The organism is Acidimicrobiales bacterium (assembly GCA_035540975.1).
Taxonomy (GTDB): Bacteria; Actinomycetota; Acidimicrobiia; order Acidimicrobiales.
The window spans coordinates 1-15577 of record DATLFN010000080.1 but is presented as its reverse complement, the minus strand read 5'-3'; the positions used below and the strand labels follow the sequence as shown (position 1 = coordinate 15577).

The window sequence follows — 15577 nt, the reverse complement described above, 5'->3', positions numbered from 1 at the left end:
TCCCCCACGCGGCGTTGCTGCGTCAGGCTTTCGCCCATTGCGCAAGATTCCCCACTGCTGCCTCCCGTAGGAGTCTGGGCCGTGTCTCAGTCCCAGTGTGGCTGGTCGTCCTCTCAGACCAGCTACCCGTCGAAGCCTTGGTGGGCCGTTACCCCACCAACCAGCTGATAGGCCGCGAGCCCCTCCCGAAGCGATGAATCTTTCCTCATCAGGCCAGGTGACCCGGTGAGGGCATCCGGTATTAGCACCGGTTTCCCGGTGTTATCCCAGACTTCGGGGCAGGTTGCTCACGTGTTACTCACCCGTTCGCCGCTAGGCCTTCCCCGGTGTTGCCACCGGTTGGGCCCCGCTCGACTTGCATGTGTTAAGCACGCCGCCAGCGTTCGTCCTGAGCCAGGATCAAACTCTCCATCGAGACCTCGGGGAGCAAGCCCCCCTTCGATCCGGAGAGCCGGCCTCGGAGCTTCCGAGCTCGTCGGCCGACTGGCACCAAAGACGGACGTTGTGTTGTCCGTTGTCAGTGCATTGACAGTTGCGACCACTCGCGTGGTCGCCCGCACTGGCTTTTGGCTTTCCTCTGTTCCGTTTTCAAGGAGCACGCTTGCGGGGCGCACGCGCCACCCGGAGGATGACGGAGGTACGGAGTTCCGCTGAGGTCGGGGGCCACGCCGGAACCGGCGTACTACCCCGACACTGGGTCCTGCGATCGCCCTGGGCACCGAAGCGGCATCCTGGGCGGCTTTTCACTGTAGCACACCGGCCGAAGCTGTCAACGTGCTCCAGCCGGCCTGCGCCGGTGACGATCCTACCTGAGGGACAATGGCAACGGTGCGCCGGGCGTCCGCATTCCTCCTGCTGGCGGTCCTGACCGCCGGGGCCTGCTCGTGGGAGACGCCGCCCCTGAAGTCGACCGTCCCGGCGCCCTTGGCCGAGTCCTCCCGGATCCTGGCCGCCGACGGGTCGGTGGTCACCGCCCTGCACGGCGAGGAGAATCGGGAGACGGTCCCCCTGGCCCGGATGCCCGTCGCCCTGCGCCAGGCCGTGGTCGCCATCGAGGACGAGCGGTTCTGGGAGCACAAGGGCGTCGACACCAGGTCGGTTCTCCGGGCCGTGTACGCCAACGCCGCCGAGGGCGAGGTCGTCGAGGGCGGCTCGACGATCACCCAGCAGTACGTCAAGAACGAGCTGGTCGGCCCGGACCGGACGCTGCGGCGCAAGCTCCGCGAGGCCTCGCTCGCCTACCAGCTCGAGCGCCGCTACACCAAGGAGCGGATCCTCGAGCTGTACCTCAACACGATCTACTTCGGGAACGGTGCCTACGGCGTCCAGGCGGCCGCCAACGAGTACTTCGGCATCGCCGTCGACCAGCTCGGCCTGGCCCAGGCGGCGCTGCTGGCCGGGCTCATCCGGGCGCCCAACCGAACCGACCCGTACCTCCAGCCCGAGGTGGCCGCCGCCCGCCGCCGGGTCGTGCTCGAGAAGATGGTCGAGCTGGGGTGGGCCACGACGGAGCAGGCGGCGGCCGCCGGCGCCGAGCCGCTGATCTCGGCCACGCCCGCCGCCGACCGCTACCCGGCGCCCCACTTCGTGGAGCGGGTCAAGCGCTTCATCCTCGACGACCCCCGCTTCGGACCGACCCCCGACGCCCGCCGGGACCTGCTGTTCAAGGGCGGCCTGCGCATCACGACCACGCTCGACCGGCGCCGCCAGGCTGCCGCCGAGGCGGCCATCGCCCGGGTTCTCTCGTCGCCCGAGACCGACCCGGCCGCTGCCGTGGTGTCGATCGAGCCGGGGACGGGGTTCGTCCGGGCGCTGGTCGGCGGGCGCGACTTCTTCGGGTCGGCGGCCGAGGCCAAGTTCGACCTGGCCACCCAGGGCAGCCGCCCGGCCGGGTCGGCGTTCAAGCCGTTCGTGCTGGCCGCCGCCCTCGAGCAGCACGTGCCCGTGACCAAGTTCTACGACGCCCCCGGCACAATGACCATCCCACTGCCCCGGGAGCCGTGGACGGTGTCGAACTACGAGGGGCAGGGCGGCGGTCGGATGACGCTGATCGACGCCACCATCCGCTCGGTCAACACCGTCTACGCCCAGCTCATCCTCGACGTGGGGCCGGCCGACGCGGTGGCCACGGCCGCCCGCATGGGCATCACCTCGCCGCTCCAGCCCTACCCGTCGGCCGTGCTCGGGACCAACGACGTCACCCCCCTGGAGATGGCGTCGGCGTACGGGACGCTGGCCAACCGGGGCCTCGCCGTCCCGCCCGTGTTCGTCACCCGGGTAGTGGGCAGCGACGGGCGCGTGCTGTTCCAGCACCAGCACTCCCAGAAGCGGGTGCTGGACCGGGCCAGCGCCGACGTGGTGGTGGACGTGCTCCGCCAGGCGGTGGAGCGCGGCACCGGCGTCAAGGCCCGGATCGGCCGGCCGGTGGCGGGCAAGACGGGGACGGGCCAGGAGTGGCGCGACGCCTGGTTCGTGGGCTTCACCCCCGAGTTGGCGACGGCCGTGTGGGTCGGGTTCCCCGACCGGCAGCGCTCCATGGTCCCGCCCGCCACCCGCATCCTGGTGACGGGCGGGTCGTGGCCGGCCGAGATCTGGGGCCTGTACGCCTCCGAGGCCCTGGCCGACGTCCCCGCCGGCGACTTCCCGGCGCCGCCCCCTCCGGAGGGCGACGCCTCCCAGCCCGTGCTGCGCCTGGTGCCGCCGGTGATCGGGCTCCCCGCCGAGCAGGCCGAGGACGCCCTGGGCCGAGACGGCTTCCTCGCCACCCGCGAGCCCACCCCGAGCGCGGACTACCCGCCCGGCTACGTGGTCGGCGCCTCGCCCGACAGCGGCCTGCTGGCGCCCGCTGCGTCCACGGTGGCGCTCAAGGTGAGCTCGGGCCCCGTCACCGCGTTGGTCCCCGAGCTGGCCGGGATGACGGCGGAGCAGGCGGGCGTGGCGCTCGGCGTCGCCGGGCTGGCCGCCAACGTCGTCGTGCAGGGCGAGCCCACCCCCGGCGGACCGGCGCGGCGGCGGGGCCTGGTCTGGCGGCAGTCGCCCGGCGCCAGCACCGGTGCCACCAGGGGCGCCACCGTCACCGTGTACGTCAACCCGCTCACCTGACTCCCCGTGCCCCGGGCAGCGCCGACGGACGCCCCCGGGAGACGTTGGGGTCGCCCGGGACGTACCACCGCCACGGGTGCGCGGCGCCCCGGGTGAGGCCGACGCGAGTGGTGTTGGCGGGGGCGGCGGGCGGCGCCGTGCCGTCGTCGGCCAGGAACGGGCCCCCCTCGGCGGTCACCAGGTCGGCCCCGTCGTGGGCGCCGGTGAGCCCGAGGGCCTGGCACAGCCGTCCCGGGCCGCTGCACAGGTCCCGGTCGCGCGCCGTCCCGGGGCGGGCCGCCCGCATCCCGTCGAGCCCGGTGAGGGGGGCCAGCGCACGCAGGAGGACCGCCACACCGACGCCCTCGTCGCCGCACACGGCATTGGCGCACCAGTGGATGCCATAGGACCGGTAGACGTACAACAGGCCGGGCGGGCCGAACATGGAGGCGTTGCGGGGCGTCGGGCCTCGGAAGGCGTGGCTCCCCGGGTCCTCGGCGCCGGCGTAGGCCTCCACCTCCACGATCCGCCCCGACCGCTCCCTGACGACCAGGACCTTGTTGAGCAGCTCCGGTGCCACCACGCGCGGGTCCCGGCGGTAGAACGCCCTCGGGAGGGGGGCCGGGCTCAGGGCCGGCGCCACCGGGCGAGCCGCTCGGTGTCGTGGTGCAGCCGCTTGCGGAACCGGCCCAGCTGGTCGGCCACCGGCCCGGGGCCGGCCCCGCCCGGCGTCGTGCGGCGGCCCACGGCCGCGCCCGGCTCCAGGAGGAACAGGGCGTCGGCTCCCAGGTCGGGGTGGGCCTCGACCAGCTCGGCCAGGGGCACCCCCCGCTCCACGCACGACCGGACCAGGCCGCCCACCACCCGGTGGGCGTCGCGGAACGGCATCCCCCGCTCGACCAGCCACTCGGCCACGTCGACGGCCGACGAGGCGTCCTCGGAGGCGGCGTCCTGCATGCGCCGGTCGTCGAAGGAGGCGGTGGCGTACAGGCCGGCCATGGCGGCCAGGGCCAGCCGGACCTGGTCCAGGGCGTCGAACAGCGGCTCCTTGTCCTCCTGGAGGTCGCGGTTGTAGGCGAGGGGCAGTCCCTTGAGGGTGGCCAGCATCCCCGTCAGGTGCCCGATGAGCCGCCCCGCCTTCCCGCGGGCCAGCTCGGCCACGTCGGGGTTCTTCTTCTGGGGCAGCATCGAGCTGCCCGTCGCGTAGGCGTCGTCGAGGCGGACGAAGCCGTACTCCTCGCTCGACCACAGCACGATCTCCTCGCCCATGCGGGAGAGGTGGACGCCGAGCAGGGCGAGGTCGAACAGGGCCTCGGCGACGAAGTCGCGGTCGCTCACCGCGTCCAGCGAGTTCTCGAAGCGGGCGGCGAAGCCGAGGTCGGCGGCCACCCAGTCCGGGTCGAGCGGGAGCGACGAACCGGCCAGCGCGCCGGCGCCCAGGGGCGACACGTCCAGCCGCTCGAGGGTGCTCTCCAGGCGGGCGACGTCGCGGGCCAGCGCCCAGCCGTGGGCCAGCAGGTGGTGGGCGAGGAGGACGGGCTGGGCCCGCTGGAGGTGGGTGTAGCCCGGGAGGTAGGTGTCGCCGGCGGCCTCGGCCCGGGCCAGGAGCACCCCTTGGAGGTGGAGCGCGGCGGCGGCCACCCGCACCAGCTCCCGTTTGGTGAACAGGCGGAGGGCGGTGGCGACCTGGTCGTTGCGGCTGCGCCCGGTGTGGAGCTTGGCCCCGACGTCGCCGGTGATCTCGGTGACCCGGCGCTCGATGGCCGTGTGGACATCCTCGTCGGTGGGCGCGAAGACGAACGTGCCCTCGGCCAGCTCCTCGCCCACCCGGTTGAGGGCGGTCAGCAGGATGCTCACCTCGTCCCCGGTGAGGATCCCGCTCTTGCCCAGCCCGCGCACGTGGGCGCGCGAGCCGGCGACGTCGTCGGCGGCCAGGCGCCGGTCGAAGTCGAGGCTGGCCGTGAAGGCGAGCATCTCCGGCGCCGGAGTCGACGTGAGTCGCCCGTCCCAGAGCCTCATCTAGGCGTCCCCGCGGCGGGCCTGGCGGGCCGCCCACGTCTGCACGCCGAGGCCCCACAGCCGCACGAAGCCCTCGGCGTCGGAGTGGCGGAAGCGGTCGGCCGCCTCGTAGGTGGCGAGGGCGTAGTCGTAGAGGCCGACCTCGCTGCGCCGGCCCGCCACGATGCAGCGCCCGGGCACCTCGCAGCGCAGGCGCACCTCGCCGGTGACGAAGCGCTGGCTCTCGTCGACGAAGGCGTCGAGGGCCTGCTTCAGGGGCGAGAACCACAGGCCGTCGTAGACCAGCTCGGCGTAGCGGGGCTCCAGGCGGGCCTTCTCGTGGGCCAGGTCGCGCTCGAGGGTGAGGTCCTCCAGGTCGGAGTGGGCCATGAGGAGGGCGAGCGACCCCGGGCACTCGTAGACCTCCCGGCTCTTGATGCCCACCCGGCGGTTCTCCACCATGTCGATGCGGCCCCACCCGTACGAGCCCACCACCCGGGTGACCTCGTCGATCAGCTCGTGGAGCGGCAGCGGCCTGCCGTCCAGGCTGACGGGGACGCCCTGCTCGAAGCCGATGGTCAGCTCCGTCGCCTCGGTGGCCGTCGGGGTCGTGAGCTCGTACACCTCCTCGGGGGGCTGCTCCCAGGGATCCTCCAGGATGCCGCACTCGATGGTGCGCCCCCACAGGTTCTGGTCGATGGAGTACGGGCTGGCCTTGGTGACGGTGACCGGGATGCCGAAGCGGGCCGCGTACTCGATGGACTCCTCGCGGGTGAGCCCCCACTCCCGCACCGGCGCCACGATGTCGAGGTCGGGCGCCAGGGCCCGGGTGCTGACCTCGAAGCGCACCTGGTCGTTGCCCTTGCCGGTGCACCCGTGGGCGATGCCGGTCGCCCCGTGCTCCCGTGCCGCCGCCACCAGGTGCTTGACGATGATCGGGCGGGACAGCGACGAGACCAGCGGGTACTTCCCCTCGTACTTGGCATTGGCCTTGAGGGCGGGCGCCACGAAGTCCCGGGCGTACTCCTCCCGGCAGTCCACCACCACGGCCTCCACCGCACCGGCGGCCAGCGCCCGCTTGCGGATGTCCTCGAAGTCGCCGCCCTGCCCGACGTCGGCCGCCAGGGCGATGACCTCCAGCCCCATCTCCTCGCCCATCCACCGGACGGCCACCGAGGTGTCCAGACCGCCGCTGTACGCCAGAACGACCCGCTTGGTCATGTGCTCTCTCTCCCCTGGTCCACTCCGGCGAGGGCGGCGAGCCGCCTCGCCACCTCGGCGCCGCCGACGTACTCGGCGGCCACCACGATCACGGTGTCGTCACCGGCCACGGTCCCGACGATCTCCTCCAGCCCCGCCCGGTCCAGGGCCGAGCCCACCACGTGGGCCGATCCGGGGGGCGTGCGGAGCACGACGATGTTGGCCGACGACGCCACGTCCCCCACCCAGTCGCCCAGCACCCGGCGGAGGTGGTCCTCGGGGGCGAGCCGGTCCTTGGCCATCTCGGGGATGGCGTACACCGTCTCACCCCCAGGGACGCGCACCTTGACGGCGCCCAGCTCCTCGAGGTCGCGCGACACGGTGGCCTGGGTGGCGGTCAGCCCGTCGGCCGCCAGCAGCTCCACCAGCTGCGTCTGGCTGGTGACGGCGTGGCGCTCGAGCAGGTTGGCCACCCGGTGCTGGCGCTGGCGCTTGGTGGTGGTCACGTCGCCTCCCCCGCCCCGGCGCCCAGGAGGAAGAGCAGGAGGCCGCGCATGGCGTGCATGCGGTTCTCGGCCTGCTGCCACACCACGCTGGCGGGGCCGTCGAGGACGCCGGCGCTGACCTCCTCGCCCCGGTGGGCGGGAAGGCAGTGCAGGAACAGGGCGCCCTCGGCCGCCTTCGCCATCAGGTGCTCGTCCACCGTGTAGCCGGCGAAGGCCAGGCGCCGGCGCTCGGCCTCGTCCTCCTGGCCCATGGACGCCCACACGTCGGTGTAGACGGCGTCGGCTCCGTGGACCGCCTCCTCGGGCGAGCTGGCGACCACGACGGCGCCGCCGAGGGCGGTCGCCCGCTCGGCCACCTCGGCGGGCAGGGCGAAGCCGGCGGGCGCCGCCACCCGCGCCTCCATGCCGGCCAGGGCGGCGGCCAGCACCAGGGAGCGGCACACGTTGTTCCCGTCGCCCACGTAGGCGATGGTGCGGCCGGCGACCGACCCCCAGTGCTGGCGGAGGGTGAGGAGGTCGGCCAGCGCCTGGCACGGGTGGCTGTCGTCGGAGAGCAGGTTGACGACGGGGACGGTGGCGGCCTCGGCCATCCGGGACAGCTTGGCGTGCTCGAACACCCGGGCGCCGATGAGCGCGTGGTAGCGGCTGAGGACGCGGGCGGCGTCGGCGGCCGGCTCCCGGACGTCCACGTCCACCTCCTCGGCCCGCACGGAGACGGGGTGGCCGCCCAGCTGGACGACAGCCATCTCGGTGGCGTTGCGGGTCCGCAGGGAGGGCTTCTCGAACAGCAGGGCGACGCCCCGGCCCCGCAGGACCTGGGCGGGCCGGCGCTGCTCGGCCAGGTCGAGGACCGCATCGAGCCCGGCGGCGGTGAGGTCGTCCACGTCGAGGAGGTGGTGGGGCCCGGGGGTCATCCCAGGACCTCGCCCAGCACGGCGACCGCCTCGTCGATCTCGTCGTCGGTCACGAGGAGGGACGGCTCGAGGCGCAGCGCCGAGTCGGTGACGGCGTTGACCACCAGGCCCGCCTCCAGCGCCCGGGCGGCGGCGTCGCCGGCGGTGCCCGGGGCGGTCAGCTCGGCGGCCAGGAGGAGCCCACGGCCCCGGACCGACGCCACGGCGCCGAGCGACTCCAGTCCCTTGGCCAGGCGCTCACCCGCCGCCGCCGCCAGGGACGGCACGTCCAGCCTCTCCATCTCGGCCAGGACGGCACGAGCGGCGGACGCGGCCAGGGGCTGGCCGCCGAAGGTGGTGGCGTGGTCGCCGGGCGCGAAGGCGTCGGCCACGTCGTCCCGGGCCCAGCAGGCGCCGATGGGGACGCCGTTGCCGAGCGCCTTGGCCACGGTGACCACGTCGGGCTCGATGCCGGCGTGCTGGAAGGCGAACCAGCGGCCGGTGCGTCCCAGCCCGGTCTGCACCTCGTCGAGGATGAGCAGCACGCCCCGCTCGTCGCACAGGCGGCGGACGCCCGGGAGGTAGCCGTCGTCGGGGACGCGGACGCCGCCCTCGCCCTGCACGCACTCGAGGATGACGGCGGCCACGTCGGGCCTCATCGCCGCCTCCAGGGCGGCCAGGTCCGACCAGGCCACGTGGCGGAAGCCCTCGGGCAGGGGCTGGAAGGCCTCGTGCTTCTGGGGCTGCCCGGTGGCGTGCAGGGTGGCCAGCGTGCGCCCGTGGAACGAGCCGTAGGCGCTCACGACCACGTGGCGGCCCCGGCCGCCCCACTTGCGGGCCAGCTTCAGCGCGCACTCGTTGGCCTCCGCCCCCGAGTTGGCGAAGAAGACCTTTCCCGCCGGGCCGCCGATCAGCCGGTCGAGGGTGGCGGCCACCTCGGGGCCGACCGTGGTGGCGAACAGGTTCGACACGTGGACCAGGGTGGCGGCCTGTTCGGCGACCGCCGCCGCCACCGCCGGGTTGGCGTGCCCCAGCGACGTCACCCCGACGCCGGCCAGGAAGTCGAGGTACCGCCGTCCCCGGTCGTCCCACAGCACCGCGCCCTCACCGCGCACGAAGGTCACGGCGGGCGCCGGGTAGGTGGGCATCAGCGGCGCGCCGACGGGCTCAGCCACGCCTTGCCCGTTCTGTGGACGGATATCGCCGCATACCGGTGCCGGGCGTCCAGAGAACGCGGGCGGGCATCACGGGCTGACCATGGTGCCGACGCCCTCGTGGGTGAAGACCTCGAGGAGGAGGGCGTGGGGCAGGCGGCCGTCGAGGATGTGGGCGTGGCCGACGCCGCCCTTCACGGCCCCGATGCACGAGCGGATCTTGGGGATCATCCCGGCGACCACCGACCCGTCGGCGATCATGGCCTCCAGCTCGGCGGTCGACACCGAGCTGAGGAGGGTGGACGGGTCGGTCGGGTCCTCCCTCAGCCCCTCCACGTTGGTGAGGTAGACGAGCTTCTCGGCCCGGAGGGCCTCGGCGATGGCGCCCGCCGCCGTGTCGGCGTTGATGTTGTAGGCCTGGCCGTCGGTGCTGCTCCCGATGGTGGCGATGACGGGGACGAGGTCCTCGGCCAGCAGCCGCTCGACGATGGACGGGTTCACGGCGGCCACGTCGCCCACGAACCCCAGCTCCGGTGAGCGGGCGGTGGCGGTGATGAGCCCGGCGTCCTCGCCCGACAGCCCGACGGCCAGCGGGCCGTGGACGTTGACGGCCGACACCACGTCGCGGTTCACCTTGCCCACCAGGACCATGCGGGCGATGTCCAGCGTGTCGGCGTCCGTGACCCGCAGCCCCTCGCGGAACTCGGGCACCATTCCCAGCCGGTTCATCAGGTGGCCGATCTGGGGCCCGCCGCCGTGCACGACGACCGTGCGCATGCCCACGGAGTGCATGAGGGCCACGTCGGAGGCGAAGCTCGCCAGCGCCTCGTCGTCGCCGATGGCGTTGCCGCCGTACTTGACGACCACGACCTTGCCCCAGAACCGCCGGATGTACGGGAGCGCCTCGGCCAGGACGGCTGCCTTCTCCTGGGCGGTCACGACGTGGTCATGTTCTCGTCGACGTAGGCGTGGGTCAGGTCGGCGGTGACGATCTCCGCCGTACCCTCGCCCAGGCCGAGGTCGGCGTCGAGGTCGATCTCCCGGCCCGCCATGTGGGCGGCCAGGGCCCGGGCGTCGTGCCCGCAGGCCACGCCGTCGCGGCAGACGACCACGCCGCCGTAGGCGATGGAGACGAAGTCGACGTCGAACTCGACGCCAGCCGACCCCAGCTCGCTCACCACCCGGCCCCAGTACGGGTCGCGGCCGTACAGCGAGCACTTCACCAGCTGGCTCTCGGCGACCTTGCGGGCGGCGGCGACCGCCTGGGCGTCGGTGTGGGCACCCCGCACACGGACCCGGACCAGCTTGGTGGCGCCCTCGGCGTCGGCCGCCATCTGCAGGGCGAGGCTGGCGCAGGCGTCGGTGAGGGCGGCGGCGAACGGCTCGCGGGCCGGCGGTCCGGCCCGACCGCTGGCCAGCAGGATCACGGCGTCGTTGGTCGACGTCGCCCCGTCCACCGTCATCCGGTTGAACGAGGCGGCGGTGGCGGCGGCCAGGGCCGCCTGCAGCGGGCCCGGTTCCACCTCGGCGTCGGTGGTCAGCACGGCCAGCATGGTGGCCATGTCGGGAGCGAGCATGGCGGCGCCCTTCGCCATCCCCGCGATCGCCCAGCCGTCGCCCCGGACGACGACCTCCTTGCGCCGGGTGTCGGTGGTGAGGATGGCGTCGGCGGCCCGGGTGCCCCCCTCCGCGTCCAGGCCGGCGACCAGGTCCCCCACGCCCGCGCCGATGGGATCGACGGGCAGCGGGATGCCGATGAGCCCCGTCGAGCAGACCAGCACCTCCTCCCGACGGCACCCGAGGGACGCGGCGACGAGGTCGCACGTGCGCTCGCTCACGTGGAGGCCGGCGGCCCCGGTGGCGGCGTTGGCGTTCCCGCTGTTGAGGACCACGGCGGCGGCCCGGCCGGCGGTGGCGACGAGATGGCGGCGGCTCACCTGCACCGGCGCGGCGGCGGCCTGGTTGGAGGTGAAGACGGCGGCGGCGGGCACCGCCCGGCCGTCGTCCGTGGCGACGAGCGCCAGGTCGGGGCGCCCCCCGCCCTTGATCCCGCACGCCACGCCGTTGGCGACGAACCCGCCCGGCGCGGTGACGGTCACCTCGATCCCTTCGATGCGCTATGGCGCGCCAGGGGGTGGCGCGCGATCGCGAAGTGAACGGCCGGGTCGGTCACGGGTAGAGGCCCACGACGGGCAGGCCGGCGGTCTCGGGCAGGCCGAGGGCGAGGTTGGCGCACTGGATCGCCTGGCCCGACGCTCCCTTGACCAGGTTGTCGAGGGCGCACAGGACGACGACCCAGCCCGTGCGGGGATCGCGCCGGGCGGTGATCAGGGCCCGGTTGGACCCGGCCGTGGCCTTGGTGGACGGCGAGGCGGGGCCGACGGTCACGAAGGGCTCGTCGGCGTAGAACTCGGCCAGGACGGCGAGGGGGTCGGCGCCGGACGCCGGCCGGGCGTAGCAGGTGGCCAGGATGCCCCGGGTCATGGGGGCGAGGTGGGGCGTGAAGAGCACGCTGGCGCCCGTCGCCTGCTCGATCTCGGGCGTGTGCCGGTGGTCCAGCAGGCCGTAGGCGACGAAGTCCTCGTCCACGGTGGCGAAGTGGCTGGAGGCCTTGGGCACCCGCCCGGCGCCCGACACGCCGCTGGCGGCGTCGACGATCACCCCTTCGGTCTCGATGGCACCGGCCCGCACCAGCGGGGCCACGGCCAAAGCGGCGGCGGTGACGTAGCAGCCGGCGGCCGCCACCAGGTCGGCTCCCGCCAGGTCGTCACGGAACAGCTCGGGGATGCCGAAGGAGAACTCGGCTAGCAGCTCGGGCGCCGTGTGGGGGCCGCCGTACCAGGTCGGGTACAGGCCGGGGTCCCGGAGACGGAAGTCGGCCGCCAGGTCGACGACCTTGCCGACCCGCTTGCGCAGGTCGGGCACCAGCGCCTGCGACGCCCCGTGGGGGAGGGCCAGGAAGACCAGGTCGAGCCCCTCGGCCGCCGCCGGGTCGGGGTCGGCCAGCACGAGGCCCGAGTAGGCGGCCCCCAGGCTGGGATAGAGGTCGCCCACGGCCGTGCCCGCCGTGCTGTCGCCCGTCGCCAGGGCGACCGTCAGCTCGGGGTGGCCGGCCAGCAGGCGCAGCAGCTCCGCGCCGGTGTAGCCGGAGGCGCCGAAGATGCCGACCGTAGCCATCGCGTGATCATACAGTCTGGCGCATGGTCATGCACAAGGCGGGTTGGTGGGGGCGCGGCGCCGCCAGCGGCGCGGCGCGGCGTTACGCCCGCAGCTCGCCGCCGTGGGCGGCGGTTACCGCGTCGATGCAGCGGCCCCGCACCTCGGCCACGTCGCGGTCGGTGAGCGTGCGGTCGGGCGCCTGGAGGCGGAGCCGGTATGCCAGGCTGCGCCGGCCGCCGCCCAGGCGGTCGGACCGGTACACGTCGAACAGGCGCAGGTCGACCAGCAGCGGGCCCGCCGCCTCCCGGACCGTGGCCTCGACGCCGGCGGCGGGAACGGCATCGTCGACGACGAATGCCAGGTCCACGTCGCTCGAGGGCTGCTTGCTCACCGGGACGGCCTGGGGGTACGTCCGCTCCTTGGGCAGGGCGGCGTCCAGGTCGAGGTCGATCCAGCCCACCCGCCCCTCGATGCCGAAGGCCGCCACCACCGACGGCTCGACCTCCCCGACCCAGCCCAGCGGGCGGTCGCCGGCCAGGACGCCCGCCGTCCGGGTGGGGTGCAGCCCGGGCGCGGCGCCGGCCACCAGGCGCACGCCGGCCAGCCGCAGCGCGGCGATCACGACGTCCAGCACCCGCTTGGCCGCCTCCGCTCCCCCCCCGGCACCGGCCAGGGCGACGCCCAGCCGCTCCGCCTCGTCGGGCAGCGGCCCGCGCTCGCCCGCCGGGACGGTGAACACGTGGCCGACCTCGAACAGCGCCACGTCGGGGTTGCGGTGGGACGCGTTGAAGGCCACCGCCTTGAGCAGGCCGGGCAGGAGCGAGGCCCGCAGCACCGACTCCTCGCGGGCCAGTGGGTCGACGGCCACGATCACCTCGCCCTGGTGACCGGCCCGCTCGTTGTCACCCGGTCCGAGCAGCGGCGACGACGACGCCTCGCTCACGCCCGCGCCCACCAGCACCTCCCGCAGGTGGCGGCGCTGCTTCTGGTACGGCGTGAGGGCGCCCACGTACGGGCTGTCGGGCACGGTGCGCGGGATGTTGCCGTAGCCGTGGTGGCGGGCGACCTCCTCCACCAGGTCGACCTCGGAGGTGGCGTCGGGGCGGAAGGAGGGCGGGGCGACGTCGGACAGGCCGTCGCCGGCCGGGCTGACCCGGAAGCCGAGCGGCTCCAGCAGGGCCGGTACGTCGGCGTCGGACAGGTCGGTCCCCAGCAGGGCGTTGACCCGTGCGGTGCGCAGCCGGATGGGCGGCGGCGGCTCCGGCAGGTTGTCGACGTCCAGCAGGCCGGCCGCCACCTCGCCGACGCCCAGAAGCTCGCAGAACCGGTCGACGGCCCGGGGGATGCCGAGCGGGTCGCAGCCCCGCTCGAAGCGGGCCGACGCCTCGGTGCGCAGGTTGAGCCGCTTCGACGTGCGGGCGATCGCCATGGGGTCGAAGTACGCCGCCTCGAGGAGCACCCGGCTGGTGGAGGGCGAGATCTCCGACGAGGCGCCGCCCATGATCCCGCCGATGCCGACGGGCGTCCCCGTGGCGTCGCAGATGAGGCAGTCGTCGCCGTCGCCCACCCGGCGCTCCACCCCGTCGAGGGTCACCACCACCTCCCCTTCGGCGGCCCGCCGGACGAGGAGGCCGTACCCGGGGAGGAGGTCGAGGTCGTAGGGGTGGGTCGGCTGGCCCAGCTCGAGCATCACGTAGTTGGAGGCGTCGACCACGTTGGAGATGGGCCGCATGCCGGCCAGCGTGAGGCGGCGGGCCACCAGCGGGGGCGACGGGCCGACCACGACGCCGGTGATGACGCGACCGGTGAAGCGGGGGCACAGGTCGGGGCACTCGACCGCCACGCTGGCGAGCTCGGCCGCCACCGCCGTGCCTTCGGCGACCGGCGCCCCGGGGACCGCGAACGGCAGGCGCAGGCGGGCCGCCGCGTCCCGCGCCACCCCGGCGATGGAGTTGGCGTCGGGCCGGTTGCCCTCGATGGCGAGGTCGTAGACGACGTCCGGCTCGATCCCGAGGGCCGCCGCCAGGGGCGACCCGAGCTCGGCCTCGCCGTCGAGCACCAGGATGCCGGCGCCGTCGTCGCCCAGGCTCAGCTCGCGCTCGGAGCAGATCATTCCCTCCGACCACTGCCCCCGGACCTGGCGTCGCCCGATGGCGAAGTCGCCCGGCAGCACGGCGCCCACGGGGGCGAACGCCACCAGCTGGCCGGCGGCCACGTTGGGAGCGCCGCAGACGACCTGGAGCGGCCCCTTCCCGGCGTCCACCTCGGCCAGCCGGACCCGGTCGGCCCCGGGGTGGGGGCGCACCTCCAGGACGCGGGCGACCACGACGTCCTCGATGCCCTGGCCGATGTGCTCGATGCCCTCGACGACCATCCCCAGGTCGTCCATGACCCGCCCCAGCTCGACCGCGTCGAGGTTGAACGGCGCGAAGGCCCGCAGCCAGGAGAGGGGGACGCGCATCGGGTCTGTCGAGCCTCAGAACTGGGAGATGAAGCGGATGTCGTTGTCCAGCAGGACGCGCATGTCGGAGATCCCGTGGCGCATCTGGGCGCAGCGGTCGATGCCGAACCCGAAGGCGAAGCCCGACCACTCCTCGGCGTCCAGCCCGCAGGCGGCGAGCACGTTGGGGTGGACCATCCCACACCCGCCGAGCTCGATCCACCCGGTGCCCGAGCACGTCCGACAGCCGGCACCCGCACAGATGGCGCACGTGATCTCGTACTCGGCCGACGGCTCGGTGAACGGGAAGTAGGCGGGCCGCAGGCGCGAGTGGATGCCGGCACCGAAGTAGGCGTTGGTGAACACCTCGATGGTGCCGGCCAGGTCGCCGAAGGTGGTGCCGCGGTCGACGACCAGCCCCTCGATCTGGTTGAACGAGGCCGTGTGGCGGGCATCCGGCGTGTCCTTGCGGTACACCTTGCCGGGCATGATCGAGTAGACGGGCGGGGGCTGCGACTCCATCACCCGGATCTGCACGGGCGAGGTGTGGGGGCGCAGGAGGGTCGACTCCGGCTCGCCCCAGTCGAGGTACAGCGTGTCGAAGCCGCTGCGGGCGGGATGGCCCTTGGGGAAGTTGAGGGCGCCGAAGCTGTGCCAGTCGGTCTCCACCTCGGGGCCCTCGGCCACCGAGTAGCCCATCCCGACGAACACGTCCTCGAGCTCGTCGCGCGTCTGGGTGACCAGGTTGAGGTGCCCCCGCGCCGGCCCGGGGAGGACCTCGGTGAGGTCCAGCCGGTCGGCGTGGAGCCGGGCGGCCCGCTCGTCGGCATCGAGCACGGCGGCCCGTCCGGCGGCCAGCTCCGAGAGCCGGCGCCGCGCCTCGTTGACCAGCCGTCCCGCCTCCCGGCGCTCGTCGGGGGACAGGGCGCCCAGCTTGGCGTTGAGGGCGGCCAGCGGCGACCGTTTCCCCAGCACCTCCGCCTCCACCGCCCGCAACGCGTCCAGCGAGGCGGCCCCCTCGAGCCGCTCGGCCGCCAGCTTCTCGACCGCGGCCAACTCGTCGGCGGTCACGGACGGCTCCGCCGGCCGGCCGGAGCACGATCGACTCGACGAGCAACCTCCGGTTGCGAGTCGAACCTCACTGCG

The 15577-nt window shown here is 74.1% G+C and carries 12 protein-coding genes and 1 rRNA gene; 1 reads left to right on the top strand and 12 read right to left on the bottom strand.

All coding sequences use genetic code 11. The features are described from left to right. Positions 1-415, bottom strand: a 16S ribosomal RNA gene (locus VM242_09295); the annotation flags it as partial. 413 nt (positions 416-828) lie between these two features. Here VM242_09295 and VM242_09290 point away from each other — a divergent pair. Further along, a complete protein-coding gene (locus VM242_09290) occupies positions 829-3102 on the top strand; it encodes a PBP1A family penicillin-binding protein (GenBank protein HVM05355.1) in 2274 nt (757 codons plus the stop codon). On the opposite strand, the gene VM242_09285 is transcribed toward VM242_09290, so the two are convergent. From VM242_09285 to pheS, 11 genes are all read right to left on the bottom strand, one after another. Continuing rightward, the gene (locus VM242_09285; GenBank protein ID HVM05354.1) at positions 3095-3724 is read right to left on the bottom strand and encodes a DNA-3-methyladenine glycosylase; all 630 of its coding nucleotides are present in this window, start codon (positions 3722-3724) and stop codon (positions 3095-3097) included. The two genes, VM242_09290 and VM242_09285, sit on opposite strands and share 8 nt — an antisense overlap. Continuing rightward, the gene (argH, locus tag VM242_09280) at positions 3709-5100 is read right to left on the bottom strand and encodes an argininosuccinate lyase (GenBank protein ID HVM05353.1); all 1392 of its coding nucleotides are present in this window, start codon (positions 5098-5100) and stop codon (positions 3709-3711) included. Before argH ends, VM242_09285 begins: the two co-directional genes overlap by 16 nt. Beyond that, a complete protein-coding gene (locus tag VM242_09275; protein HVM05352.1) occupies positions 5101-6300 on the bottom strand; it encodes an argininosuccinate synthase in 1200 nt (399 codons plus the stop codon). Further along, positions 6297-6785 (bottom strand): arginine repressor, encoded by a 489-nt coding sequence (argR, locus tag VM242_09270; GenBank protein HVM05351.1) that lies wholly within the window; start codon positions 6783-6785, stop codon positions 6297-6299. The genes VM242_09275 and argR overlap by 4 nt, the downstream gene beginning before the upstream one ends. Next, complete coding sequence (gene argF, locus VM242_09265; protein HVM05350.1) at positions 6782-7699, bottom strand: ornithine carbamoyltransferase; 918 nt, start codon at positions 7697-7699, stop codon at positions 6782-6784. Before argF ends, argR begins: the two co-directional genes overlap by 4 nt. Further along, the gene (locus VM242_09260) at positions 7696-8853 is read right to left on the bottom strand and encodes an acetylornithine transaminase (GenBank protein HVM05349.1); all 1158 of its coding nucleotides are present in this window, start codon (positions 8851-8853) and stop codon (positions 7696-7698) included. The genes argF and VM242_09260 overlap by 4 nt, the downstream gene beginning before the upstream one ends. A 69-nt stretch (positions 8854-8922) precedes the next feature. Further along, positions 8923-9771, bottom strand: coding sequence for an acetylglutamate kinase (gene argB / locus VM242_09255; protein HVM05348.1), 849 nt, complete (start codon positions 9769-9771; stop codon positions 8923-8925). Further along, positions 9768-10931 (bottom strand): bifunctional glutamate N-acetyltransferase/amino-acid acetyltransferase ArgJ, encoded by a 1164-nt coding sequence (gene argJ, locus VM242_09250; GenBank protein ID HVM05347.1) that lies wholly within the window; start codon positions 10929-10931, stop codon positions 9768-9770. Before argJ ends, argB begins: the two co-directional genes overlap by 4 nt. A gap of 70 nt (positions 10932-11001) precedes the next feature. Further along, entirely contained in the window at positions 11002-12009 is a 1008-nt protein-coding gene (gene argC, locus VM242_09245; protein ID HVM05346.1) for an N-acetyl-gamma-glutamyl-phosphate reductase, read from the bottom strand. Positions 12010-12091: 82 nt separating this feature from the next. After that, positions 12092-14452 (bottom strand): phenylalanine--tRNA ligase subunit beta, encoded by a 2361-nt coding sequence (gene pheT, locus VM242_09240; GenBank protein ID HVM05345.1) that lies wholly within the window; start codon positions 14450-14452, stop codon positions 12092-12094. Between the two features lie 15 nt (positions 14453-14467). Continuing rightward, positions 14468-15502, bottom strand: coding sequence for a phenylalanine--tRNA ligase subunit alpha (pheS, locus tag VM242_09235; protein ID HVM05344.1), 1035 nt, complete (start codon positions 15500-15502; stop codon positions 14468-14470). Positions 15503-15577 lie beyond the last annotated feature (75 nt).